Annotated in this window: 22 protein-coding genes; 4 read left to right on the forward strand and 18 right to left on the reverse strand. The window is 55.3% G+C overall.

What is annotated here, in order from left to right; genetic code table 11:
* Window positions 1–109: 109 nt before the first annotated feature.
* Entirely contained in the window at window positions 110–1,294 is a 1,185-nt protein-coding gene (locus tag ACTNBZ_RS13020; protein ID WP_441210534.1) for a nucleoside recognition domain-containing protein, read from the reverse strand.
* A 165-nt stretch (window positions 1,295–1,459) separates the two neighbouring features.
* On the opposite strand from ACTNBZ_RS13020, the gene ACTNBZ_RS13025 reads away from it, so the two are divergent.
* The 3 genes from ACTNBZ_RS13025 to ACTNBZ_RS13035 are packed head-to-tail and all read left to right on the forward strand — an operon-like array spanning window position 1,460 to window position 3,578.
* On the forward strand, window positions 1,460–1,663 hold the full coding sequence (locus ACTNBZ_RS13025) for a PspC domain-containing protein (protein WP_441210536.1): 204 nt from the start codon (window positions 1,460–1,462) through the stop codon (window positions 1,661–1,663).
* A 48-nt stretch (window positions 1,664–1,711) separates the two neighbouring features.
* On the forward strand, window positions 1,712–1,924 hold the full coding sequence (locus tag ACTNBZ_RS13030; RefSeq protein WP_441210568.1) for a hypothetical protein: 213 nt from the start codon (window positions 1,712–1,714) through the stop codon (window positions 1,922–1,924).
* Between the two features lie 55 nt (window positions 1,925–1,979).
* Window positions 1,980–3,578, forward strand: coding sequence for an MBL fold metallo-hydrolase RNA specificity domain-containing protein (locus ACTNBZ_RS13035; RefSeq protein WP_441210538.1), 1,599 nt, complete (start codon window positions 1,980–1,982; stop codon window positions 3,576–3,578).
* A 69-nt stretch (window positions 3,579–3,647) separates the two neighbouring features.
* Here the strand turns inward: ACTNBZ_RS13035 and ACTNBZ_RS13040 are convergent, their stop codons facing one another.
* The 9 genes from ACTNBZ_RS13040 to ACTNBZ_RS13080 form a co-directional block, all read right to left on the reverse strand.
* Entirely contained in the window at window positions 3,648–4,970 is a 1,323-nt protein-coding gene (locus ACTNBZ_RS13040; protein ID WP_441210540.1) for a [Fe-Fe] hydrogenase large subunit C-terminal domain-containing protein, read from the reverse strand.
* A gap of 28 nt (window positions 4,971–4,998) precedes the next feature.
* Window positions 4,999–5,421, reverse strand: coding sequence for an ATP-binding protein (locus ACTNBZ_RS13045; protein ID WP_441210542.1), 423 nt, complete (start codon window positions 5,419–5,421; stop codon window positions 4,999–5,001).
* A gap of 1 nt (window position 5,422) precedes the next feature.
* The gene (locus ACTNBZ_RS13050) at window positions 5,423–5,764 is read right to left on the reverse strand and encodes a DRTGG domain-containing protein (RefSeq protein WP_441210544.1); all 342 of its coding nucleotides are present in this window, start codon (window positions 5,762–5,764) and stop codon (window positions 5,423–5,425) included.
* A gap of 259 nt (window positions 5,765–6,023) precedes the next feature.
* A complete protein-coding gene (locus ACTNBZ_RS13055) occupies window positions 6,024–7,208 on the reverse strand; it encodes a DEAD/DEAH box helicase (protein WP_441210570.1) in 1,185 nt (394 codons plus the stop codon).
* A gap of 131 nt (window positions 7,209–7,339) precedes the next feature.
* Window positions 7,340–7,606 (reverse strand): hypothetical protein, encoded by a 267-nt coding sequence (locus ACTNBZ_RS13060; protein WP_441210546.1) that lies wholly within the window; start codon window positions 7,604–7,606, stop codon window positions 7,340–7,342.
* Window positions 7,607–7,752: 146 nt separating this feature from the next.
* Window positions 7,753–9,480 (reverse strand): phospho-sugar mutase, encoded by a 1,728-nt coding sequence (locus tag ACTNBZ_RS13065; protein WP_441210548.1) that lies wholly within the window; start codon window positions 9,478–9,480, stop codon window positions 7,753–7,755.
* A gap of 145 nt (window positions 9,481–9,625) precedes the next feature.
* A complete protein-coding gene (rlmH, locus tag ACTNBZ_RS13070) occupies window positions 9,626–10,108 on the reverse strand; it encodes a 23S rRNA (pseudouridine(1915)-N(3))-methyltransferase RlmH (RefSeq protein WP_441210550.1) in 483 nt (160 codons plus the stop codon).
* A 15-nt stretch (window positions 10,109–10,123) separates the two neighbouring features.
* Entirely contained in the window at window positions 10,124–10,912 is a 789-nt protein-coding gene (locus ACTNBZ_RS13075; RefSeq protein WP_441210552.1) for an MBL fold metallo-hydrolase, read from the reverse strand.
* A 77-nt stretch (window positions 10,913–10,989) separates the two neighbouring features.
* A complete protein-coding gene (locus tag ACTNBZ_RS13080; RefSeq protein WP_441210553.1) occupies window positions 10,990–12,285 on the reverse strand; it encodes a UDP-N-acetylglucosamine 1-carboxyvinyltransferase in 1,296 nt (431 codons plus the stop codon).
* Window positions 12,286–12,685: 400 nt separating this feature from the next.
* On the opposite strand from ACTNBZ_RS13080, the gene ACTNBZ_RS13085 reads away from it, so the two are divergent.
* Window positions 12,686–12,952, forward strand: coding sequence for a small, acid-soluble spore protein, alpha/beta type (locus tag ACTNBZ_RS13085; protein ID WP_441210555.1), 267 nt, complete (start codon window positions 12,686–12,688; stop codon window positions 12,950–12,952).
* 70 nt (window positions 12,953–13,022) lie between these two features.
* On the opposite strand, the gene ACTNBZ_RS13090 is transcribed toward ACTNBZ_RS13085, so the two are convergent.
* The 8 genes from ACTNBZ_RS13090 to ACTNBZ_RS13125 form a co-directional block, all read right to left on the reverse strand.
* Window positions 13,023–14,000 (reverse strand): DUF3644 domain-containing protein, encoded by a 978-nt coding sequence (locus ACTNBZ_RS13090; RefSeq protein ID WP_287880264.1) that lies wholly within the window; start codon window positions 13,998–14,000, stop codon window positions 13,023–13,025.
* 38 nt (window positions 14,001–14,038) lie between these two features.
* Window positions 14,039–17,167, reverse strand: a complete 3,129-nt coding sequence (locus tag ACTNBZ_RS13095; RefSeq protein ID WP_441210556.1) for a type I restriction endonuclease subunit R — start codon at window positions 17,165–17,167, stop codon at window positions 14,039–14,041.
* Window positions 17,142–18,317, reverse strand: a complete 1,176-nt coding sequence (locus tag ACTNBZ_RS13100) for a restriction endonuclease subunit S (protein ID WP_441210558.1) — start codon at window positions 18,315–18,317, stop codon at window positions 17,142–17,144. The genes ACTNBZ_RS13095 and ACTNBZ_RS13100 overlap by 26 nt, the downstream gene beginning before the upstream one ends.
* 44 nt (window positions 18,318–18,361) lie before the next feature.
* Entirely contained in the window at window positions 18,362–19,330 is a 969-nt protein-coding gene (gene xerA / locus ACTNBZ_RS13105; protein WP_303926986.1) for a site-specific tyrosine recombinase/integron integrase, read from the reverse strand.
* A 61-nt stretch (window positions 19,331–19,391) separates the two neighbouring features.
* Entirely contained in the window at window positions 19,392–20,543 is a 1,152-nt protein-coding gene (locus ACTNBZ_RS13110) for a restriction endonuclease subunit S (RefSeq protein ID WP_441210560.1), read from the reverse strand.
* A gap of 24 nt (window positions 20,544–20,567) precedes the next feature.
* Window positions 20,568–22,067, reverse strand: a complete 1,500-nt coding sequence (locus ACTNBZ_RS13115; protein ID WP_441210562.1) for a type I restriction-modification system subunit M — start codon at window positions 22,065–22,067, stop codon at window positions 20,568–20,570.
* A 536-nt stretch (window positions 22,068–22,603) separates the two neighbouring features.
* Window positions 22,604–23,233, reverse strand: a complete 630-nt coding sequence (locus ACTNBZ_RS13120; protein ID WP_441210564.1) for a sigma-70 family RNA polymerase sigma factor — start codon at window positions 23,231–23,233, stop codon at window positions 22,604–22,606.
* On the reverse strand, window positions 23,223–24,029 hold the full coding sequence (locus ACTNBZ_RS13125) for a helix-turn-helix domain-containing protein (protein ID WP_441210566.1): 807 nt from the start codon (window positions 24,027–24,029) through the stop codon (window positions 23,223–23,225). The genes ACTNBZ_RS13120 and ACTNBZ_RS13125 overlap by 11 nt, the downstream gene beginning before the upstream one ends.
* Between the last annotated feature and the right edge of the window lie 167 nt (window positions 24,030–24,196).

The raw sequence follows: 24,196 nt of genomic DNA on the forward strand, positions 1-24,196 counted from the left end.
GTAACAATGGCTGAATTCCATAAAAACGGCTCCTTTGAGCCGTTTTTATGGAATTGCGCGGCCGCCGCCGCGCGAATAAACCGCAAAGCGGTTTATTCAGTAGACATTATTATAGCACGCTCTTTCGCCTGTGAACAGTCCCTTTCCCCAGGGCCGCCGCGGCCAGAAGCAGGAAAAACAGGAAGGTCATCCAGGCACACACTGTGGATATGGTGAGGGCGGTGTGAAAATCCAGGCACGCCAGGTCATCCACCTGCTGCACCAGCAGGGAGGACACTGCCTCCTTCAGCGGGAACACCCGGGCCAGAGCGGCGGTGAAAGCCGCGGCGAAGGCTCCGTGGAGGAACTTTCCCGCCAGGTAGGTCCTTGCAGAGAGGCCGCTCCCGCCCAGGAAGGAGAGGACCTGACAGTGGACCGAGATCCCTGCCCACCCCAGCATGAAGGCCGCCATGGACAGCCGGCCTGTCAGGGTCCCCTCCCCGGCCAGGGTCCACACGCCGGAGGAGAGCTCCAGCACGCCGGTGAGCAGCCGCTGGGCCCAGATCACGTCAAATCCCAGCGGCGCGAGCAAGTGTCCCAGCAGGGCGGCCAGGGCGGGCAGCGCGCCCGAGAGAAAGCACATCCGGATGACCACCGTGAAAAAGACCACGAAAGCGCAGATATTCAGCGTGGAGAGGAAGGAGTTTTTCACCGAGTCGGTAAAGGCGGCGGTGAACCGTCTGGCCTGGAACTGGGGGGAGACCTTCTGCTCCCTCCCCTTCCGGTCCCCGGCCCTGTAGAAGCGGAACAGGACCCCCACGCACACCGACGCGGCGGCATGGGCCAGATAGAGCAGCACCCCCGCCCGGCTGCTGGAAAAAATGCCGGCCCCCACCACGCCCAGGATAAAGGCCGGGCCTGAATTATTGCAGAACGCCAGGAGCCGCTCGGCCTCGGTCCGGGTGCACATCCCCTTCTCATAGAGGCTGATGGCCGTCCGGGCGCCCACCGGATACCCTCCGATGAAGCCCAGCGCCAGAGCTGACGCGCAGGCCCCGCTGACATGGAAGAGAGGCCGCATGACTCCCTCCAGCATTCGCCCCAGATACCCGGCCAGGCCCAGCTCCACCACCAGGGAGGAGAGGACGAAAAAAGGAAAGAGGGACGGCACGATCACATTGTAGCAGAGGGTCAATCCGCTCTTCGCGGCCTCCATGGCCTCTTGAGGCCACAGCAGCAGCGACAGCAGGGCGCACAGCAGCGCCAGGCCCATCAGCAGATCCCGGGCCCACGGTCTGGCAAGCAGACGAGACAAATCCCTCACCTCCCACAGGGCATCCTATGCATTTTTCCGGCCGGGCAGACCGGTTTTCCGCTCAAAAAGCGCCCTGCCAAATTTAATGAAACTTTAAGCCCCGGCGAAGAAAGTTTTAAACCCGGTCTGGTAATCTGGACACAACAAGCAAAAGGAGGCATTTCCATGAAAAAGCTGTATCGTACCGAAGGTCCCGACGCCGTTCTTTTCGGCGTATGCGGCGGCATCGCGGAGTATTTCGATCTGGATCCCACGCTGGTGCGGGTGGCCCTGGTGCTGCTGGTATGGCTGGGCGGATTGTCCCTGTGGGTCTATCTCATCGCCGCCCTGCTCCTGCCCAAAAAGAGTCAGATCTGTTCCGGGCTGTAAGGGTTCCCTTTCCCTCTCCTCCGCATAGGATGGGGAGAGGTGAAGCCCATGGAAAATCCCGTCCTGGCCCGGCTCTCCCGGCTGGGAGCCGGCCCCGAACCCATCTGGCTTTGGACCCTGCTCACGGTGCTGGACTGCGACCGCTACCCTCTCTCCGCCTGGAATGAGGCCCTGTCGGCCGCCCTGGGGCGTCGGATCTTCTGCCCCACCTTCCGCGCCCTGGAGCGCCGCCTGCTGGAGGCCGTCCGCACGGGCAATTGACAGTACGTTCCAGATGGAGTACAATGATTGTACAAACCATACAAGGAGGTCCGCTATGAAGCTCACCTTTTTTGGCGCGGCCAGAGCCGTGACCGGAAGCTGTCACTGTGTGGAATGCAATGGGAAAAAGATCCTGATCGACTGCGGCCTCCAGCAGGGTCGGGATGAGAGGGACAACCGGGAGCTGGACTTCAACCCCGGCTACATCGACGCCGTGGTGGTCACCCACGCCCACATCGACCACTCGGGGCGCATCCCGCTGCTGGTCAAACAGGGCTTTACCGGCAATATCTACTGCACCCGCCTGACGGGGCAGCTGCTGTCCATCATGCTGCGGGACTCGGCCCACATCCAGGAGAGCGACGCCCAGTGGCTCAACCAGAAGGGCAAGCGCGCCGGCCGGGAGCCGGTGGAGCCGCTGTACACCGTGGCCGACGCCGAGGCCGCCCTCTCCCATGTGGTGACCTGCGAATACGGCGACGAGCTTGAGATCGAACCCGGCGTCCGCGTCCGCTTTACCGACGCGGGCCATCTGCTGGGCTCGGCCAGTGTGGAAATGTGGCTTACCGAGGGCGGCGAAACACGCAAGATCGTCTTTTCCGGCGACATCGGCAACCGGGACCAGCCCATCATCCGGGACCCCAGCTACATCACCGAGGCCGACTACATCCTCACCGAGAGCACCTACGGCGACCGGAACCACGATATGGAGGAGGATCCTGAGTACACCGAAAAGCTGGCCGCCATCATTGATGACACCCTGGGCAGGGGCGGCAATGTGATCATCCCCTCCTTCGCGGTGGGCCGCACCCAGGAACTGCTGTATTTCATCCGTGAGATGAAGGAGCAGGGCATGGTGAAGTCGGTCCCCAGCTTCCCGGTGTATGTGGACTCTCCCCTGGCAGGCGAGGCCACCAAAATTTTCTCCGGCGATCTCCACGGCTATCTGGACGAGGAGGCCATTGAGGCTCTGAAGGGCGGCGCCCTTTTCCAGTTCCCCGGCCTCAACATCACCGAGACCAGCGAAGAGTCCAAGGCCCTGAACATGGACAAGGTGCCCAAGGTCATCATCTCGGCCTCCGGCATGTGCGACGCGGGCCGCATCCGCCACCACCTCAAGCACAACCTGTGGCGGGAGGAGTCCTCCGTGGTCTTTGTGGGTTACCAGGGCGAGGGCACGCTGGGCCGCCGCCTGCTGGACGGCGTCAAATCGGTCAAGCTCTTCGGTGAGGAGATCGCCGTCCGGGCCAGGATCGTCAACTTCCACGGCCTCTCCTCCCATGCCGACCGGGATGGCCTGCTGCGCTGGATCGGCCACTTTGACCCCAAGCCCCGGGAGGTCTTTGTGGTCCACGGAGACGCCCAGGTCACGGATATCTATGCCCAGACCCTGCGGGAGCGGGGCTTCTCCGCCCACGCTGCCAATTATGAAGAGGTCTATGACCTGCTCTCCGGCCGTATCATGGCCCCCGGCATCGTGCCGGAGCCCAAGCCTGTCCGGACGGCCGACTCCGCCTCGCCGGCCTACAAACGTCTGGAGGAGACCGGCCGTCGGCTCATGGAGGTCATTGCCCGCAACCGGGGCGGCGCCAACAAGGATCTGGCCAAATTTGCCGATCAGCTCCGCTCCCTCATCGACAAATGGGACCGCTGACCCATCTTCCCCTTTCGGCTGCTTTGAATACACAAAAAGCGCGTACCGCTTAGCGGTACGCGCTTTGTTTCACTCATTTTCTTCCTTTTCTTTCGGCTTCCTCTGCCGGAAGGGCGGGGGCAGATAGGCGTCCGGCCCGCCGGGGCCGGCCACCCCCCGCATCCGTTCCCGTACCTTGAAGATGCAGTCGTCCGCCGAGGCCCGTCCCAGCACCACGTCCTCGGCAAAGGCATGACAGTTGGGCGCGCCGCAGGACCCGCAGTGGAGCCCCGGCAGATGGGCCTCCAGCGCCTCGATCCGCAGGTGCTTGGCCATGGCCTGGGCCCGGTCCTCATCCAGCTGGAAGGCAGGCGTGTAGCGGAGCATGCGGTCGAACTTCAGGTCCTCCTCGTCGGCCCCGGACAGCGGCGTCTGGCACCGGTCCGCAGGCTGCTCCTTCATCATCCGCCGGATGCGCATCCGGGCGGCGTAGGGGTTTTCCACACACAGGCAGCCCCCCACGCACCCCTGGGTGCAGGCGGAGAGCTCGATAAAGTTTACCTCCGGCTGACGTCCGTCCTCGATCTCCTCCAGCATCTCGATGGAGTTCTCAATGCCGTCCACCGCCAGATATTTGGTGGTCTGGCGGGCATGGCACTCGCCGCTGGCAATGGCCAGTCCGATGCCGGTGGCGCCGGCGGAGAGCATGGGCTTGGGGTCCCGGATCTGCTCCATGGGGCGGAGCAGGCGGCTGTACAGATCCCGGATGGCAAAAGCGCCGTCCAGCACCGGTTTTTCCAGTCCCTCCGGATTGTGGGCCGCCGTGACTTTGGCGGGGCAGGAGACGATGGCGAACACACCGATCTCCTCCGGCGGCAGGCCGGTCTCCCGCTCGGCCTCCCGCCGGGCCAGGATGGCGGCCAGCTCCATGGGCAGGATCAGCGGATCCACGTGGTCGATGAGCTGGGGAAAGCGGATCTGAATGAGCCGCAGGATGGTGGGGCAATTGGAGGAGATCAGCGGCATGGCCCGGGGCTGTTCCTCCTTCCGGCTGCCGGTGTACTGCGCCAGCAGCTCGGCCGCCCGGGCCGACTCAAATACCCGGTCAAAGCCCACCTTCAGCAGTCCGTTGAGCACCAGATTGATGTCCCAAAGGTGCTGAAACTGGCCGTAGAGCGCCGGCTCGGGCACTGCCACCCGGCAGCGGTAGCGGCCCAGCTGTTCCAGGTCGTCGCTTACCGACTTGATGGCCCGGTGGGGGCAGACCTGGATGCACCGGCCGCAGTCGATACACCGGTCAGCCAGAATGGCCGCCTTTCCCCGGCGGACCCGGATGGCCTCGGTAGGGCAGTTTTTAATGCAGGTCGTGCAGCCCCGGCAGCGATTGACATCCAGGACAACAGCGTGCTTCATGCGATCAACTCCAAGATATGATGATCTCTCATCCGATCTTCAGCTTCATGGTGACGGTGGTGCCCTTACCCACCTCGGTCTCGATGCTCATCTCATCGGAATAGCGCTTCATATTGGGCAGGCCCATTCCCGCGCCGAAGCCCAGGCTGCGCACCTCCGGCCCCGCGGTAGAGTATCCCTCCTCCATGGCTTTTGCCACGTCGGGGATGCCGGGGCCCTGGTCGATCATCCGCAGCACGATGCTGTCCATGCTGATCTCCACCTCGGCCCGGCCGCCGTTGGCGTGGATGACCATGTTGATCTCGCCCTCATACATACAGATGGATGCCTTGCGGATCACGTCCGAGGGCAGGCCCAGCTTCTTGAGCGTCATCTTCATCTTGCTGGAGGCCTCGCCCGCCTCAATGTAATCCCCGCCTTCCACGGGATATTCCAGTTTTACAGGTTCCATTTCAATTCCCCCTTAATCCATTGCTGTATAACAGCCCGCAGGCATTGTACATACGCTCCACCGAGGACATCATCACGATGTTCCGGTCTTTTGCCATGCGGATCATATTCGCGTCGGGCATTTTGCCCCGGACGAACACGATGCATTTGATATCGGTCATTTCCGCGGTGCGCACCACCTGCGGATTGACCAGTCCGGTCAGCAGCAGGTTCTGGTCGTGAACATAGGCCAGCACATCACTCAGAAAATCGCTGCCGCAGACCGAGGACACCTCCTCATTCATGCGCTCCTCTCCGCACAGCACCGTGGCGTGGAGGATCTCTTTGATCTGACTCAATTGCATGATATGCCCCCTATCCGTTCCTGCGGGGAACGCGCAGCGTAATGCCGGCCGGAGCATCTGCGCTCCGGCTCCGTTCCGTATACAGCAAAGTAAACTTCACGTTATAAAATACATCCGTATTTTATCATACAAAACGCCGGAGTGTAAAGGTCTTATTCCGGTTCCGAAAACAGAAAATCCAGGTTTCCCGCTGCTCCGGTGGGAGCGCTGCCGGAGCAGAAGAGGGCGCCCGCCGGTCCCTCCGGCGGACGCCCTTCCCTTATTTTTCTTCTTCCACCAGCATCAGGCATCCGTCCTCGTCATACCGCAGCCGCTGGATCTCGGCCTTGGTGTTGCGGACGATCTCGTCCATCCGAATGCCCTCGGTAATGTTGGCCACAAAGGTATAGGCCACGCCGTGGCGTTTGGCCCGGCCGGTACGGCCGATGCGGTGGGTATAGTTCTCCATCTCGTCGGGCACATCGAAGTTGAACACCGCGTCCACATCGTCGATGTCCAGGCCCCGGGCAGCCACGTCGGTGGCCACCAGGACCCGCAGCTCGCCCCGCTTGAACTTGTCCAGGGTCTTTTCCCGCACCCGCTGCTGGATATCGCCGTGGATGGCCTCGCAGGAGATGCCCCGCATCTTCAGCAGCCCGGCGAGCCGGTCGGTCATGTTCTTGGTGTTGCAGAAGGCGATGGCCCGCTCGTACTCCCCGTGGGTAATGAGGGCGGCGATGGTGTCCACCTTCCGGTCCCGGCCGTCCAGATCGATGCGGTACTGCACGATATCGGGCTTGGACTCCTCCACCGGGCGCACGGTGATCTCCACCGGGTCCCGCTGGTACACCCAGGAGATATCCATGACCTCCCGGGAGATGGTGGCCGAGAACATGCCCAGATTCTTCCGGTGCCTGATCTGGTCCAGGATCCGGGTCACGTCCCGGACGAAGCCCATGTCCAGCATCCGGTCTGCCTCGTCCAGCACCACGGTCTCCACCTTGTCCAGCCGCACGGTCCGCCGCTTCATGTGGTCCATCAGGCGGCCAGGGGTGGCCACCACGATCTGGGGGTGCTTTTTCAGGGTGTTGATCTGCTTGTCAATGGGGGCGCCGCCGTAGAGGCACACCGTGCGCACTCCCTCCTTGAACTCACACAGGTCCCGCAGCTCCTCCTGGATCTGGATGGCCAGCTCCCGGGTAGGGGCCAGGATCAGGGCCTGCACCTCGTCCCGGGCGGGGTCCACGTGCTCCACCATGGGGATGCCGAAGGCGAAGGTCTTGCCGGTGCCGGTGGGAGCCTTGGCGATGACGTCCTTCCACTCCATAAAGTAGGGAATGGCGCCGGACTGCACCGGAGTGCAGCGCACATAGCCCTTTTTCTCAATGGCCCGCATGACCTCGGGCGAGAGCCCCAGGTCGGCATAGTCGGAGATCCGGTCGATCTGTTCGCCGTTGATTTCCATCATATCGTCGTTTCGTTCCTTTCTCTGTGCCCGATTCAAGGTCCCCATCCATCCGAACACACGTCCCGGAACGCCGCTTTTCCCCGGCGCGACCTCAAATCAAGGGGAGTTTTCCCCCGGCAGTTCTCGCTTTACTCGATGGCGGCCAGCACTTCCCTGGCCCGCTCCGCATCCGCCGGACGGACGCAGATGTAGTAGGTGTTCCGGTCGATCTTTCCCTTGGGTCCGAAGTCCCGGATGTCCAGCTTGGCCCCGCAGCCGCCCACGGGGATGGTGTTGTTCACAGACCCCGCCTCCACGATGCGGACGCCCGCCTCCTTCAGGGCGGCTTTGCACCGCTGATAGCGTTCCTTCTGTCCGATTTCCTTAAACACAAACTCACTTTTTTCAAAAAACACGGCGCACCTCCCATAAAGTTTTGGTCTATTCTATCACAGCCCGCCCTGCTGCGCAACTGTCGCTCTCTTTTTTGGCAAGGTCTCCCTCCGTTTACGGACCGCGCCGGCGGCGTCCGTGGGGACGCCGCCGGCGCATATGCTCAAATTCAGTTTTTCAGGCTCTCGGCCCAGGCGCTGTACTTGGCCACCTTGTCATCGCACTCGCTCTTGCTGCCGCCGTTGGCCAGGATATAGACCTTGACCTTGGGCTCGGTGCCGGAGGGACGGACGATGACGCTGGTGCCGTCGCTCATCTCATAGCGCAGCACGTTGGAGCCGGAGAGCTCCATGGCGCTCCGGGCGCCGCTGGCCACGTCCACCACGGAGCCGTCCTTGTAGTCCTTCTGCTGCCGGACGGCCACGCCGGCGATCTCCACCGGGGGATGCGCCCGCAGGCCGGCCATCAGGTCGGCCATCTTCTTCAGGCCGTCCAGGCCGGGCATGACCAGGTTCAGGGTCTTCTCGCCGTAGTAACCGTACTTCTCATAGAGCTTCTGCAGGGCGTCGTACAAAGTCATGCCCTGTCCGGCATACCAGGCCGCCATCTCGGTCAGGGCCAGGGCGGCGGTGACGGCGTCCTTGTCCCGGACATAGTCGCCCAGCATGTAGCCGTAGCTCTCCTCATAGGCAAAGATGACCTTGCCCTCGCCGGCGTTCTCCAGCTTGTCCTTCTTTTCGGCCAGGAATTTGAAGCCGGTGAAGGTGTCGTAGCACTTCAGGCCGTTGACCTCGGCCACCTTGCGGGCCATCTCGGTGGTGACAATGGTCTTGAGGGCCACCGGGTTCTCCGGCAGCTTGCCGGTGCGCTGCTTGGCGCCGATCAGGTAGTCCAGCAGCAGCACGCCGGTCTGGTTGCCCGAGATGACGACATATTCGCCCTGGTCGTTGCGGACCATGATGCCCACCCGGTCGGCGTCGGGGTCGGAGCCCAGGATAAAGTCGGCGCCCTCCTTCTTGGCCAGGTCCACCGCCAGGTAGAAGCCCTCCGGGTTCTCCGGGTTGGGGGAGACCACGGTGGGGAAATTGCCGTCGATGACCATCTGCTCGGGGACGCAGATCACATGCTTCATGCCCAGGCGCTTCAGGGCCTCGGGGATGAGCTGGTAGCCGGTGCCGTGGAAGGGGGTGTATACCATCTTGAAGGTGTCGGCCACCTTTTCCACCGCCGCCTTGTCGTTGACCTGGCCCATCACATTCTCCAGGAACTTTTCGTCGGTCTCCCTGCCCATCAGGGTGATGAGGCCCCTGGACACGGCCTCGTCATAATCCATGCGCTTGATGGAGTCGAACAGGTCCAGCTCCTCCATCTTTTGGGCGATGGCGGAGGCGTGGTGAGGGGGCAGCTGGGCGCCGTCCTGCCAGTAGACCTTGTAGCCATTGTACTCCTTGGGGTTGTGGCTGGCGGTGACGTTGACGCCGGCGATGCAGCCGTACTCCCGCACGGCAAAGGAGACCTCGGGGGTGGGGCGCAGGGCGTCAAACAGGCGCACCTTAATGCCGTTGCCCGCCATGACGCAGGCGGTCTCCCGGGCGAATTCGTCGGAGTGGTTGCGGCAGTCGTAGCAGATGGCCACGCCCCGCTCCACCGCCTCGGGTCCCTCGGCCAGGATGACCTGGGCAAAGGCCTGGGTGGCGTGGCGGATCACATGGATGTTCATCTGGTGCAGACCCACGCACATGGTGCCCCGGAGGCCGGCGGTGCCGAACTCCAGCGGGGCGAAAAAGCGGGACTCGATCTCCTTCTCGTCGCCCCGGATGCTCTCCAGCTCGGCCTTCTCCCCGGCGGACAGGGCGGGGCTGCTGAGCCACTTCTCATACGTATCTCGATAGGACATTGGCAGGACCTCCAATCAATCATCCAACACATTGTGTTGCCGGCCCTCCCGGGCCTATGCCGTCATTATACCATAAAACGCCGGAAATTCCATGGTCTTTTCCGGCGTTTTTCTGAGCTTTGGGAAAATTTTTCCCAGTCTCATCCTATTTATGGTAGCTGGAACCCTCGATGATCTTAAATCCCCGGTAGATCTGCTCCAGCAGCATCACCCGGGCCAGGTGGTGGGGGAAGGTCATGGGGGACATGGACAGCTTCACCCAGGCCTCCGCCTTGATGGAGGGATGCAGGCCGTAGGACCCGCCGATGAGGAACACCAGGTGCTTGGCGCTGTTCCGGCTCCAGTCGTCCATAAGCCGGGCCAGCTCCTCGCTGGAGCGGAGCTTCCCCTCCACGCACAGGGCCACCAGGCTGGCGCTGGGGGGCAGCTTGGCCCGGATGGCGGCAGCCTCCCGCTCCAGGGCGGCGTCGATCTGGGCCCGGGAGGGGGCCTGGGGCAGCCGCTCCTCTGGCAGCTCCGTGATGTGGAGCTTGCAGTAGGCCGAGAGCCGCTTGACATACTCCCCGCAGGCTTCTATGTAGAATTTTTCCTTCAATTTGCCGACGCAGATGAGATGGACGCTGAGCATACGGCACCCTCCCTATTATACGGTATAGCGCTTTCCGTGCCCGATCCTGGGGGCCACGTCCAGCGCCACGTCCCGGCCGACGGCGGCTCCCCGCCGTTCCAGGGCGGCTCGCACCGTGTCATAGGCCCGGGCGGGGGTATTGTTCTCCTGAGAGAGATGGGCCAGCACCAGAGTGTGGGCCCCGTTTTCAGCGGCGGCGCAGGCCAGCGCGGCCCCCGCCTCGTTGGACAGGTGTCCCCGGTCTCCCAGGATGCGCTGCTTGAGCATATACGGATACGGACCCGACCGGACCCACTCCTCGTCGTGATTGGCCTCGGCCACCAGCAGATGGCATCCCCGGATACCCGCCTCCACCGCCGGCGTCACGTGCCCCAGATCGGTAACCACGGCGGCTTTCCGTCCGCCGGCGGACACGGCGTAGCCGTTGCTCTGGGCCGTGTCGTGGCTGGTGGGAAAGGTCTCCACCTCCAACCCGCCCACGCGGAACCCCTCCCCCGGCTCAAAGGTGCGGAGCCGCTCCTCCAAAAAGGCGATGCGGTAGCACAGCTGCCATCCGGTGCCCCGGCTGGCGTACACCGGCACCGGCAAATGCTTGGTCAGGGTGGTCAGGCCGCAGATATGGTCGCTGTGCTCATGGGTCACCAGCACTCCGGCCAGTTCGGCAGGGTCCACCCCCAGCTCCTTCAGGGCGGTGGTGATCCGCCGGGCCGAGATGCCCGCGTCGATCAGGATATGTGTGGTCCCGTCGGACACCAGGGTGCAGTTGCCGCTGGAGCCGCTGGCCAGAGTCGTCAATGTCAGCAAGAAGATCTCCCCTATGTCATGTTGGACGCAAAAAGGGACGGCGGAAAACCGCCGCCCCTGATCCCGTTCCTTCCGGCTCAGCCCGCGCTGGCCTCGTTCTGCTCATCGTCGGGCGTGACCACCACGCGGATGTCGGCTCCCACACCGGAGAGCTTGCGGACAATATCCTCATAGCCCCGCTCGATGTGGTAGATGTTGCTCACCTCGGAGGTACCCTCCGCCGCCAGCGCGGCGATGACCATGGCCGCCCCGGCCCGCAGGTCGCAGGCGTGGAGCCGGGCGCCGCTGAGCTTTTCCACGCCCTCGATGACAGCCACCTTGCCGTCCACCTGGATCTGGGCGCCCATGCGGCGGAACTCGTCCACATAGCGGTAGCGGTTATCCCACACGCCCTCGGTCAGCACGCTGGTCCCCTCGGCCAGGCACAGCGCCGCGGCGATCTGGGGCTGCATATCGGTGGGGAAGCCGGGATAGGGCAGGGTCTTGACGTTGGTGCGGGTCAGCTTTCCGGTGCGGCGGACCAGGATGGCGTCGTCCCGGTCCTCCACCTCCACCCCCATCTCCTCCAGCTTGGCGGTGATGCACTCCAGGTGCTTGGGGATGACATTCTTAATGAGGACCTCTCCGCCGGCGGCAGCCACCGCCGCCATATAGGTGCCGGCCTCGATCTGGTCGGGGATGATGGAGTATGTGCCGCCGTTCAGGCGCTCCACGCCCCGGATCTTGATCACATCGGTACCGGCACCCATGATCTCAGCGCCCATGGAGTTGAGGAAATTGGCCAGGTCCACGATGTGGGGCTCCTTGGCCGCGTTTTCAATGATGGTCAGGCCCTCGGCCAGCACGGCGGAGAGCATAATGTTCATGGTGGCGCCCACCGAGACGATATCCATATAGACCGTGGTGCCCACCAGCCGGCCCTGCCTGGCCCGGGCGTGGATATAGCCGCCCTGCACGTCCACATCGGCGCCCATGGCCACAAAGCCCTTGATGTGCTGGTCAATGGGCCGGCCGCCCAGATCGCAGCCGCCCGGAGGGGGGACCTCCGCGCTGCCGAAGCGGCCCAGCAGCGCGCCGATGAGGTAGTAGGAGGCCCGGATCTTGCGGGCCAGCTCCTCAGGCACCCTGGCGTTGTGGATGTGGCTGCAGTCGATGTCCACAGTGGTCCGGTTCACCGTCCGCACGTCGGCGCCCAGGTCCTGAAGAATGTTCAAAATAAGGGTCACGTCGCTGATCTGGGGGATGTTCTCGATCCGGCAGGTCCCGCTCACCAGCAGGGTCGCGGGGATAATGGCAACGGCGGCATTCTTCGCGCCGCTGATGGTAATTTCTCCAAAGAGCGGTTTCCCGCCCTGAATCACATACTTTGTCAAGACCGCACCTTCTATTCTCCGGCCGGGACACACTCCCGGCAATAACAAAGCCGGACAAAACTGCGCCGGCCTGTCTGTCGTTATTCCTGTTATGTGAGAGCGGCACAGAGCCGCGTATTTACATACAGCGTTATTATAGCATCCCCCGGTTATAAAATCAAAGCAATTTTCTTCAAATCGGATCACAAGATCGGGACGATCTTGCATCCTATTAACAAAAACATTCCCCACACCGGCTCTTTTTATTCCTTCCGCTTCTGCGGGTGTCCGCAGCGCCTTCTTTTACCCTTCCATTTTTACTATGAATTAGCAGCCCCGCCTGGCACATAGAAACCGTGGCCGGGGCAAAAATATGTGCGGATTCTCAATCCAACAAAAAAATTCGCAAGGAGATGTTACTATGTCTAGCTCCAACAGTTCCAACCAGCCTGTGGTCCCCAATGCCCGCGAGGCCCTCAACAAGTTTAAGATGGAGGCCGCTCAGGAAGTCGGCGTGAACCTGAAGCAGGGCTACAACGGCGACCTGACCAGCCGCGAGGCCGGCTCTGTCGGCGGCCAGATGGTCAAGAAGATGAGTACCATACGAACTGCGAACTATACCCGTAAAGACAGGACTGCTGTGGGGCATGAAGTTGAGGTAAGGTACATAGCGGGAATCACTGTTTGAGCTGCGGATGTCAGAATTAACGCTGCACAGCCCACCGGTCAGATGATCGGTGGGCTGTGCTATTTTGATGTTATCTTTTCGTATAATGACCATCCAACCTCGATAGAATTACATCACTGTAAAACACTTTTCTGCCACTTTTCGGATTAGCTGGATCCAAATATCTGACATAAGCACATCTGGGATCTCCTTCATAGGCTTTGCGGTTTTTATGGTAATCCCCATTCATCACGAAGTCGCTATATCTTTTTTTGCATTTTTCGGTTAATGCCGCATAGTCGAATGGATATCGGCTACGAATTTCTTCTTCAGTCAAATTCACTTTTATTGCATCCTTGTCCTGGGACAAGGCCACTTTGATATCATCCTTAGATGTGGATTTTGTGAACTTTACGGTTGTGTTCAGAGCGATGCTATATTCCCCACTGGGATTCGTACTCTTATCTTCTAGTTCGTTTACAAAATTAAAGAAATTCTTCTCTTCTGCATTCAGTAATACGATATCAGCCTCTTTTGGAACCTGAACAAACGACAGCGGCATCAAATAGAAGTTATATGCAGACAGATCTCTTCCGAACCATTTCTTATACAAAATCACATAATTCTTTAGTGAAGCTGTTCCAATTTCCTGGATACGAACATTGAATTTTGCCGAGTAGTTGTAAAAATGGATCGCAGAGTCCCTCAACTCGATCAGTGCGGTAATGTTGTCCCATACGGTTCGATCCAATTTCCCTGTTACAATCAATTTTTCGGCGATGTAATCGATTGAGTGAGTAAATGGATTTCCACTTCTTGTTAGTTTAATTCGGCGTCGTTTTGATTTGCTTCCATCCTTATTTCTGATTGGCTCTGTAACATATAGTGAGCGCATCTTGTTGTGATTGTCTTTGAGGAGCTTTGCCTTAAAAAGCAGCTCCCAGCTATTGATTGCTAAGATTGAAAAGGTTTCCCCGCGATACAAAAAATCTGGTTTGTTATAGATTTCGATAGCAGAAATCATTGCAGCAATGCTCTTATCGAGCAATTCGTTGGATCTCGACTTCATAAAGCACCCCCGTGTCTGGCAGAGTAGGTGAGGCTCGGTTACGCTACTTGAACTGCATCATGCAGTGTCCGAACTACTGCAATCATAGCAGGCAAATTGATTCCAAAAATCTCATTCAAATCGTAATTGTTGAACGGTTCCGTGTTGACCATATCAGCAAGCTCGACATCGCCGTTTTCTCTGACATAGTTGATGATTGTACGCACAAACTCCTGCTGCTGAGAGTTCAGCAGGTTTCCGCTGAGATATTCACCGAATTTTACATTGACAGCTTCCTGACTTAGGCCAATCAGGCTGCGGACAAATGCCGCCAAATTGCCGATATCGGTTGCCTCATCGTATTCTGCTTTTGTTCCAAGCTCATGCCACAAAATATGTTCAAGTTCCGCCAGGTCAGCATTGGTGATCGGCTCCAAATTATGAATCTTCTTGATTAAAGCACTATCCAGATGCTCTGCCAGATAGTCAATGACCTTCTCACGGTATGTCCGAATGTCAATCATGGTATCTTCTGGCTGATATTCGGCTTCATCCACTTCATCGGTGATATCAATATCAAACATCTTATGGGGGCCACCAAGGAACTGCATCAAATCCCGCAAAGAAGAACGATACTTCTCTAAATCCCGAACAGTGGCAGTAGTCCAGAAATCCTCACTCATCACAGCTTTCAGCTCCGAAGCTTTTTTAAGGACTTGGGGAACGGATGCCTTTTCGGTCAGCAGATACTGTGCAATCAGGCGGATATTTTTTACATGATCAGAAACGCTTTTGATGCCAGTGCCAGCCAGTAGCGCCTTTTCGATGTGATACATCCGCACATCAAATGCTACACTCAGATGGTCACCGTTCAAACCGCTGTCGAGCAAAGGAGAGATATGAACTTTGGCCTCTTTGACCATGACGGGAGAAAGTGATACCCAAGTATCAAGATTGTAATACTTGTCCACATACTGCATAGCCTCACGTACCTGAATGCGATTGCTGTGCGATTTGATCTTTACGACCATGCCATGCAGTTCTGCTTTGATTTGGTCATAATAGGCATGGAACCATGCATCTTCCTGATACTCCAGCTTTTGAAGCTCAAACAGCATATCAAGCCGGATCTGGAACAGACGCTGAGACAGGGTAAGCATCTCCTTGCCGTCTTTCCCGTCTGGGTGCTCTCCGAAGTACTCAAAGTTGCCGCAGTAGTCAAAAATCTGGAATCCGCTCTTGTGCTTTCCGGGGCCATAGATGTTATCGCACAGTCTGGTACCTCGTCCGATCATCTGAACAAACTTGATTTTAGAACGCACTTTCTTGAAAAACACCAGATTCAGCACAGCGGGAATATCTACGCCTGTATCCAGCATATCGACAGAAACCGCAATGCGGAACTCATCATCTTCTTCAAACTTCAAAACCAGATCGTCGCCATAGTTCACAGAATAGTCCACCAGCTGGCAGGTGTTGGCAGAATACTCCGGATACAGTTCATGAAAACAATCTACAATCATTTGAGCGTGCTTATGGTTGTAGGCGAAAATGATGGTCTTTCCAAGGGTTTCGCCTCCGTCGATACGATAACCCCACTGCATCAGCTCCTCCAGAACTCTGCGGCAGGTATCCCTGTTGAACAGATATTTGAAGATTTCGTTTCCGGGAATGTTGAAATCCGGGGTGGGAGGATCTTCCTCCAGATACTCATCCAGTTGTTCCTTTTCCTCTTCGGTCAGCTCATCATAATCAATACCCTTGGACAGCATCTTGGAAGTGCGGTTGATCACATGATAGCCGACCAGATACTTCTCCTTTACGGCATCCTCCAAGGTATAATCGAAATTGGGAATTCCGGCTTCACAGCCAAAAATACGGTATGTATTGGCATCCACATCGTTTTTCGGCGTTGCGGTCAGGCCAACAAGGAAGCTGTCAAAGTATTTGAAAATGGTTCCGTAACGGTTGAAAATGCTGCGGTGTGCCTCATCTATGATGATCAGATCAAACCTTCCGGCAGAGAAGCGCTTGTCCTCTGCATCTATGTAGTTGATCATGGTCTGGTATGTACAGAACATGAGCCGGGCATTGAAATCCTTTTCACCGCCGGCAGACAGCTCGCAGACACTCATATTCGGCATCAGCTTTGCAAAATTGCGCTTTGCCTGATTGACCAGAGAGGTGCGGTCTGCAAGGAACAGGACATTCTTAACCCAACTATTGCGGGTAAGCACATCGACAAGAGAAATGGCCACACGGGTTTTTCCGGTGCCGGTAGCCATGACAAGCAGGCCACGGCGGTGCTTGGCGTTCAGCCATTCGCAGATATTGGTGATTGCCATTTTCTGATATGGGCGGTTGGTTATTTCGTCGTTGATGGTAAGATCGGTAATATCACCGCGAGTTCGGCGCTGGAGCATCAGTTCCAGATCCTCCATGGTATGGAATGCCATAACCGGACGATCCGGGTAAATGCCGTCAATGATTTTGATGCTGTATCCGTTGGTATAGTACAGAACAGGCTTATAGCCGTAGACCTTCTTCATGCACTCGCCGTACAAATCCACCTGATGGCGTCCCTTTTCGGGGTCAACGGAGGTTTTCTTGACCTCTATGATGGCCAGCGGTTTGCCGTCTTTCCCATAAAGAACATAGTCGCAGTACCCTACACCGTGGGCGTTGGGCATTCCCTGTACTTCAATTTCAATACCGGCTTTGCCAGGCTGGGCGAGATTTTCCACATCCAGAACATCCCAACCGGCTTCCTTCAGGTACAGATCTATGTACAGCCTGCGCGTGGCAGCCTCGCTCATATAGGGCGGCTTTCGATAGGCAGACTCCGTCCCATTCTCCTTGGAGGCAATCAAGCCAATCAAGTAAGCGATATTGTCATACGCGAGCTTGGCTTCCTTTTTGCGAACACTTCTGCCGTGCTTGGCATTCATGCCGAGAATACGGACATAATGGAGGGCATTTACAGTGTCCGCATCGTTGATATAACCGGTCACGACAGGGCTGTCGATCAGTTCCAGCAGAGAGGCTTTGGGCGGCTTTTTTGCGCCGACTTTCCCGTAAATAAAGTCAACTGCATCCTCCAAAAGCGCACGGCAAATGAGCGCACGATCAAGGTGCGTTTCAGCTTCCTGTGCTTTCATCAGTTTAGAATTCATTTGCCCTAATGTCATAACGGTTCCCTCCGTTCAGCGTGATATTGAATAGGACATTCATCCTGTGTATTGACTCGACAACTTTTGATTTGTCGAGCTGTTTAACAAACGGAATTAAAGAATCTTGTAATTCTCTTGGTGGGCAGATTACCTTAATTTTACCAAGTCGTTCCTTTGAAATATTCGACATCGATTTAGCTGAGCCACCCGATATAGCTTGTATGACAGGTCGAAACTCTTTGCAGTTGATGAGCTGCCACAAAAACACGGCATTTACTTTTTCATTGGGAACCAGCCTGAATATCAAATCCGGCATCATCAGTTTTGAAGGCGTATTCTGTACATAAGCTGCCATCCCTACCAGTTCCGGCGTGTTCTTTCTGGTAAAAAGCAAGTCACCAGCATGAACTTCGGCGCTTTCTACAAACAGACTTTCATCAAGCAGTGCTTTGTTTTCAAGAGGTCTATAATCACCGTAAGTAGCCGCGCTAAGTTTAAGAATTGCCGGATTATTGTCTGTTCGGGGCTTATCAGAACATATGAAGCTTTTCCCGTTATCAATCCGCTCCAAACATTCTTCAAGGGGGTATGTGTCCCACTGCATAGGGTTTCTGACTGGATCACCAAACACCTCGACAAATCGAGCTTTGACGAGGTCGTCCAGCTTTTGGAGTTCCTTCTGCCGCAAAGTAATAACGGATTCAGCATGCTGAAGTACAGATACTATTGCGTTTCGTTCTGACTCGGATTTCATGTCAACTACAAGATTACCGATATCAGATAAACTAATAGATGGATAAGCTGCGTCTTTTACGAGTTGATTTGGTTTATGGTAGTTGAAAAAGTATCTTAAATACTCAGATGCATCTTCGTTTGGCGTTACGCAAGCAAGGTGACTGACCACATACGCACTTTGCGGCAGGACATATACATACCCTTTCATGCAAGACATTCCACTTTTGGCAAATAGAATTGTTCCTTTAGGATAGAGCTTGAGTTTATGCTTTTTTGCGACCTCGTCCGACACTTTCTGTATACTGGTTATCGCTTTTCCTTCAAGTAATTCTTGAAGATTACCTGCCTTAACAAACGGAGTGCCATTTTCACAATAATTATTGTCACCTTGTGGAGCCCCTTGACCTGCGCAAATTACGGCTAAATCTTTCAACAGTTGTCTCATCATTCATCCCCACAAATCCGAATTTGGGGAAATCAGGCGATGTACTTCTGGTGAGAGGTTTTCACATTATTCTGATTGACGATGGCATATTGCATGGTGGTATCAATCTGAGAATGACCGAGGATTTTTTGAACCTGCTCAATGGGCATACCCTTGTCAATAGCTCTTGTGGCCATTGTACGGCGGAATTTGTGCGGATGGATGCGGGAGAGCCCCAGGCTGCGCCCCAGTTCCCTTAGACGGATTTCCACACCGCTGATTTTCAGCCGGGTGTGAGGTGAATCCAGCGTTACGAATAGTGCTGGATTACCGTCAGTGCGGCTATCCAAATAATTTTGAAGATGGATCTTGGTTTTGGCATCAAAATACACCCGGCGCTCTTTATCTCCTTTACCGTAAACGATGCACTCCCGTTGCTGGAGATTTACATCGGAAATATTCAGATTGACCAGTTCGCCTACACGGATTCCCGTGGAGTAAAGCATATCGATCATGGCGACATCTCTGATTTGAGTGCAGTGATCCCGCATCACTTCAATGGTTTCGTCAGAAATCACTTCTTTGACCACAGTTTTGGTCTTGATCTTATGGATGCGCCGCATCGGGCTTTTCAGAATGTAATCTTCTTCCTCAAGCCAGGAGAAGAAGCTGGATATATTTCGTCGGACATTATCAACTGTAACCTTGCTGCAATTGTTGATTTGCTGGTAATCCACCAGGTAACTTCGCACCTCATCGGTGGTTATTTTCCTTATTGGCGTGGAAATATGCGAGAGTAAATGCTCTACTGTCACTCGGTAATACTTGATTGTTCTCTCTGAACAACCCTCAATTTTCTTGGCATCCAGGAACAGTTTCAGATAGTCTGCATTTGCTACCTGCTCTTTCTGCGGCGCATTATCCGATAAATGTTTCAGCAGCACTTCCTGCAGCTTTTTCAGCTGGGAAATATTCAGATATTCAGCCATTTCGTTCATAATGTTGACCAGTTTTTCCTCCATGTTGGCGCACCTATCCTTTCTATGTGTACCAACATCCTGCATCCATTATGTTTTATTAAAATTAGCCAAAATACTTCTGCATCAAACTATCGAACAAAGTCTGTGCCTCATCCAGAGCTTTCTGCACGACAACTTTTGATTTGTCGACTTGGTGAACGAACTCCACAAATGCGCTTTGTTCGTCCATTGGCGGCACAAGCAACCGCAAAGAGTTGATGGAATTGAAGTTAAGTCCTGCCTTTACAGCACTTTGATTTTTAGATTCAAACTGTTCTTTTCCTGCTGGGCTTTCCATGAAAAAAGCAACATACAGCGGATTGAGTATTTCTTTATTCAGTCGAATACAGGTAAGATGCTGATTGATGTATGCCCCATGATCGGCAATTTCCTTAGTCACAACGCCTGTTCTCCCCAAATCTGCCGTAATGCTGATAAGCAAATCACCCTCTTGGACTTTGGTGCGCTTTGCTTCGGCATTATCAGGAGCATTAATAGGCTGCATATTGTCAATAGAAATGCGACAGTCTTTTACATTCTTAATGGTGATAAACCATTCGCTACCATTATCCACACAGTATTGCGCCCAACCACGGGAACCGGATGTCAAAAACTCAATATGCTCTGAGAGCTGGCCAATAGGATAGCTGTTTGGATTCGATTTCGGGTCACCAAACACCTCGACAAATCGAGCTTTGACGAGGTCGTCCAGTTCGTTGAGTTGCTTTTTGCGAAGCTCAATAAGATACTGCAGGTTATCTAAAGTAGCAACACAGTGTCTCTGATCGTCAAGTGAACTGTCTGGTATTGTCATTTCTTTCAGCATATCCAGTTTCAGATTATCTCGGACGCTTCCTGCAGCTTTCGCCCGTATCATTTGCCGGCCAATATTGCTTTTGAGAAAGTAATACAAAAACTGACGGTCAAGTTCATCAGAAACGGAAAACACGTTGTACAACGGACTGACAATCACCTGTGCCTCACACCGTTGCCAATCCACTGATCCAACATTGATTCTGGATGGATTATATGCAAAGTAACCGTAAGGAACAATTTTGTATGTGGTTTTGTCTTTGCTGGCGACCTCTTTCCCAAAATACTCCCGGCAAAACCCTTGACTGTTTGTAACGCTATATACAGGAATATCCTCGTTGTCTTTGTTTCGGACAGAATACTCTGTAACATAATTCCCCAATGGGACACGGTTCCGCGTCATAACTTCATCCCCACAAATCCGAATTTATAGTCCTAACAGTTTTTCAAGTTCATCCATCGTTTGACCAATTTGCAGCTCCAATTCACGCAGATTGGTCATGATTTCAATCGTGGATGGATACTCAACCGTTTCGTACTCGACTTTCTTGTATTTGTTAATGGAAAGATCGTACCCATTATCCACGATTTCCTGCTTCGGGACAAAAAAGCTCTGCTCGGTACGCTCCCGGTCAGCCTCCGCCTCACGATTATGGAACCGGGCAATGATATCCGGGATATCATTCTCTTTGATTTCAGAGCGCTTATCGTCCAAGCTGTATCCGTCGGCCTTCATATCATAGAACCAGACATTTTCTGTGCCGCCGGCATTGGTCTTGGTGAAAACCAAAATCGCCGTGGACACTCCCGCATAGGGCTTGAACACACCGGAAGGCATGGAGATCACAGCCTGCAACTGCTGGTTCTCCACCAGCTCATGCCGGATCGCCTTATGTGCTTTGGAGGAACCAAAGAGCACACCATCGGGAACGATACAGGCGCAGCGTCCGCCCACCTTCAGCATCTTCGTAAACAGCGCCACAAAGAGCAGCTCGGTTTTTCTGGTCTTGCACAGACCCAGCAGGTCTTTGCTGATTTCTTCCTGGAAGACGCTGCCGGTAAAGGGCGGGTTCGCCATGATGAGGGAATACTGATCCCGTTCGGTGTTCTCGCCGGACAGGGAATCCTGATAAGTGATATGCGGATCTTCCACACCGTGGAGCATCATGTTCATGGCGCCGATTCGCAGCATGGACTGGTCGGTATCAAAGCCGGAGAACAGGCCGGATTTGAAGTAGCGCATGTTCTCGGTTTTCATCAGTTCCTTTTTCTGATGCTCGCTGATATAGGCTGCACTGGACAGAAGAAAACCGGCAGAGCCCATGGCGGGGTCAAGGATGGAATCTTTGAGAGTCGGCTGCATCAGTTCCACCATCATATTGATGATATGGCGGGGAGTACGAAACTGGCCGTTCTCACCTGCAGCGGCGATTTTACCCAGCAGATACTCATAAACATCACCCATGATGTCCTTATTGTTCATATCCATGGCATCGATGCCATCCACGACCTTGGCCAGCACCTTTGCTGTGGGAATCAGGAACACAGTGTCCTTCATGTAGCGGCTGAAAGCAGTATCCTTGCCTTCGCCAATGGTCTTGATGAAGGGGAACACATAGGTTTGGATGTTCGTCAGCATCTCGCCGGGTTCAAAGTTATGGAACACATTCCAACGGAGATTTTTGTATTCCGTTTCTACGCGGGGATTCTCGCTGATCATGCACATTCCATCCTGAAACACTTTGTTCTTCAGCGGAACGCCAAGCAGATTGGCATTGGCCTCGGCCTTCAGTTGATTATCGTCCAACAGCTTCATAAACATCAGGTAGGTGATCTGCTCCAGAACGGTAATGGGGCTTGTAATACCTCCTGTCCATATCGTATCCCAAATGGAATCGACTTTGTTTTTCATTTCGCCTGTAATCATATCAAAATCCTCCAAGGTTGTTTTCGTATTTCTCTGCCGAGGCAGAAGCTGACAATCTGAAATTGCACCATATCCAATTTCAGATTGTCAGCACCAAAAGGAAGATTTGCGCCTTCACGATCTGAGCGCAGATGCTTCCTTTTGTTTTTTCTTCGCACCGGTGACAAACTGCCTTTCACAGTTTTGGTACCAACCTGCGAAGAAAATATGGGGTGTCCAGAGGGGAATATCCCCTTGGCTCTGGGTTTCCAATAGGGGCGAGCAGCATCCTGTTGGCACACGATTTTGCTCTGCAAAGTCTAGTGTGTTATACCTTTTGCGACCGCTGACGCTGGAAAGGGGCTGTCACTGTACTGGGCAGGCCGTTTCCTGTGGCAGCAGAAGGACGAATATTTGCAAGCACGGGAGGCTTGCGGATATTCGTTCTTCGGGTGTAGGTGGTGCAGCATTGCGCAGGTCAATGACCGAAGCTATGCTGCATCACCGGGGGAGCAAGAGGTATATAAAGCCCGCCGCAGCGACGCATCCCCATGCCCCTAATACCACCACGGCAGTTCCAACCACACGTTATCTAGGGCAAGCGCTTCCGTTTTCTTCGCTCTGCTTTCGGACAGATGAAAATGCTTTGCCGTTTCTGTCAGCGGATGCTCCATATCATCGTCGAAGCCAAAACGGTAACGCAGATACTGTTCCTCTCTGTCCTCGATCATGTACAGAGCGTGGTGAATATCGTTAATTCGCTCCTGAGCCAGATAAACCTGCTCCGGCGTCTGTCTGGTGGGGTCGGCAATGAAATGATGCTTGCTCCGCACCTCGTCCTTCGCCAGTTCATCCAGCGAAATGATGCTGTTCAGATTCTTCGCTTCGAAGGACACGCTCTGCGAACGGATGTAATCGATCATGGCGTTCCGTATTGCGGGAGCAGCATAGGTCAGAAATAGATTGCCGCTGTCGGGATTGTAGCTCTCGATGCAGCCGAGCAACCCCAACGCTCCTTCCTGTACCAGATCATCAAGGGCAATATGTAGAGAACAATTCAGTTCGGGCTGCGTGCTCCACACCTCATGGGCTGTCTTTTTGATGAAGCGGAGATTATTTTCAATCAGCAGATTCTGCACATCGGCATCGCCCTGCTTCACCAATGCACAGAGCTGCTCATTGGTCATTTGTTCCCTTTTCATTGTCCGCTACCGTGCCGGTCATCGCAAGGAACATCTGCTTGACCAATTCTGTATCGACACCGGGCAGATGAGAAACAGACTGTGCGACCGCCTCACCGATCTGCTCCGGCGTGATTTTACGGTTTGGCTTATGCTGTCCCTTGGTCAGCTCGGCATAAATCTTTTTCGCTGCTTGTGCGGTCAATTCCCGGGATGCCAGAAGACCATTGCCGAATTCTTTCTTTACGGCCTGTATCGCAGCCATGAACGAGCGCTGGATTGCTGTCAGGTCTGCCTGATATACCGGGGTCTGCAATTTCTTTATGTCATCGACAGCGTCAGGCTGACCCCTCAGCATACCGGCGACGGTTGCGTACAACTGATTCTGCGCGGCAAATCCCTTGGCGAGTTCGTCATCCAAATAACCGGAGATCAGATTTGTGGTGTTGGCAAACTCCGGATTTTCAAGCAGCGCATTGACCACCTGCGGATTGACTCTATGGGTATACAGATTTCTCGCTGCCTGCACGGACAGGCCAAGCTCGGAAATGTCATAATTCAGGCGGTCAGGGACATCGGCTTCCCCAAGCAGGAAGTCGGTGGAGACGTTGAACACCCGGGCAATACGGATGATATTTTCGTCGCCCAGCTTGTCCGTCTTGCCGCTGATGAAACGGCTCAGCATACTTTCCGAACAACCGATGCGAGCAGCAAGCTCGGCCTGCGTGACCTTATGGGACTTCATCAAGTCCTGTATGCGGTCACGGATTTTACCGGGAAGATATACGTTTTCATTGCTCATGCACCACACCTCCTTGCTCTATTTACGGTATCAATTAGCCGTTGTTACTTTCGGTACTGTAAATTTCGTAGCCACAAGTCCATCTGCACGGGGAAAGAAGTCCACCTTCACGGGAAATGAGGCCCACTCTCGCGGGCATGAGGTCCACCGAGAGCAGAGGGGCTTTT

Origin of the sequence: Pseudoflavonifractor sp. HCP28S3_F10, from assembly GCF_052065415.1 — a bacterium.
GTDB lineage: Bacteria > Bacillota > Clostridia > Oscillospirales > Oscillospiraceae > Pseudoflavonifractor_A.

Excerpts from the sequence above, each read along its gene's own strand:
- ACTNBZ_RS13065 (WP_441210548.1), bottom strand. The coding sequence starts at position 9,480 with ATGTCCTATCGAGATACGTATGAGAAGTGGCTCAGCAGCCCCGCCCTG.
- ACTNBZ_RS13125 (WP_441210566.1), bottom strand. The coding sequence starts at position 24,029 with ATGAGCAATGAAAACGTATATCTTCCCGGTAAAATCCGTGACCGCATA.
- ACTNBZ_RS13090 (WP_287880264.1), bottom strand. The coding sequence starts at position 14,000 with ATGAAGTCGAGATCCAACGAATTGCTCGATAAGAGCATTGCTGCAATG.
- xerA (WP_303926986.1), bottom strand. The coding sequence starts at position 19,330 with ATGGAGGAAAAACTGGTCAACATTATGAACGAAATGGCTGAATATCTG.
- ACTNBZ_RS13055 (WP_441210570.1), bottom strand. The coding sequence starts at position 7,208 with ATGGAAATCAACGGCGAACAGATCGACCGGATCTCCGACTATGCCGAC.
- ACTNBZ_RS13045 (WP_441210542.1), bottom strand. The coding sequence starts at position 5,421 with ATGGAACCTGTAAAACTGGAATATCCCGTGGAAGGCGGGGATTACATT.
- ACTNBZ_RS13030 (WP_441210568.1), top strand. The coding sequence starts at position 1,712 with ATGGAAAATCCCGTCCTGGCCCGGCTCTCCCGGCTGGGAGCCGGCCCC.
- ACTNBZ_RS13115 (WP_441210562.1), bottom strand. The coding sequence starts at position 22,067 with ATGATTACAGGCGAAATGAAAAACAAAGTCGATTCCATTTGGGATACG.
- ACTNBZ_RS13085 (WP_441210555.1), top strand. The coding sequence starts at position 12,686 with ATGTCTAGCTCCAACAGTTCCAACCAGCCTGTGGTCCCCAATGCCCGC.
- rlmH (WP_441210550.1), bottom strand. The coding sequence starts at position 10,108 with ATGCTCAGCGTCCATCTCATCTGCGTCGGCAAATTGAAGGAAAAATTC.
- ACTNBZ_RS13120 (WP_441210564.1), bottom strand. The coding sequence starts at position 23,233 with ATGACCAATGAGCAGCTCTGTGCATTGGTGAAGCAGGGCGATGCCGAT.
- ACTNBZ_RS13095 (WP_441210556.1), bottom strand. The coding sequence starts at position 17,167 with ATGACATTAGGGCAAATGAATTCTAAACTGATGAAAGCACAGGAAGCT.
- ACTNBZ_RS13040 (WP_441210540.1), bottom strand. The coding sequence starts at position 4,970 with ATGAAGCACGCTGTTGTCCTGGATGTCAATCGCTGCCGGGGCTGCACG.
- ACTNBZ_RS13035 (WP_441210538.1), top strand. The coding sequence starts at position 1,980 with ATGAAGCTCACCTTTTTTGGCGCGGCCAGAGCCGTGACCGGAAGCTGT.
- ACTNBZ_RS13050 (WP_441210544.1), bottom strand. The coding sequence starts at position 5,764 with ATGCAATTGAGTCAGATCAAAGAGATCCTCCACGCCACGGTGCTGTGC.
- ACTNBZ_RS13025 (WP_441210536.1), top strand. The coding sequence starts at position 1,460 with ATGAAAAAGCTGTATCGTACCGAAGGTCCCGACGCCGTTCTTTTCGGC.
- ACTNBZ_RS13110 (WP_441210560.1), bottom strand. The coding sequence starts at position 20,543 with ATGACGCGGAACCGTGTCCCATTGGGGAATTATGTTACAGAGTATTCT.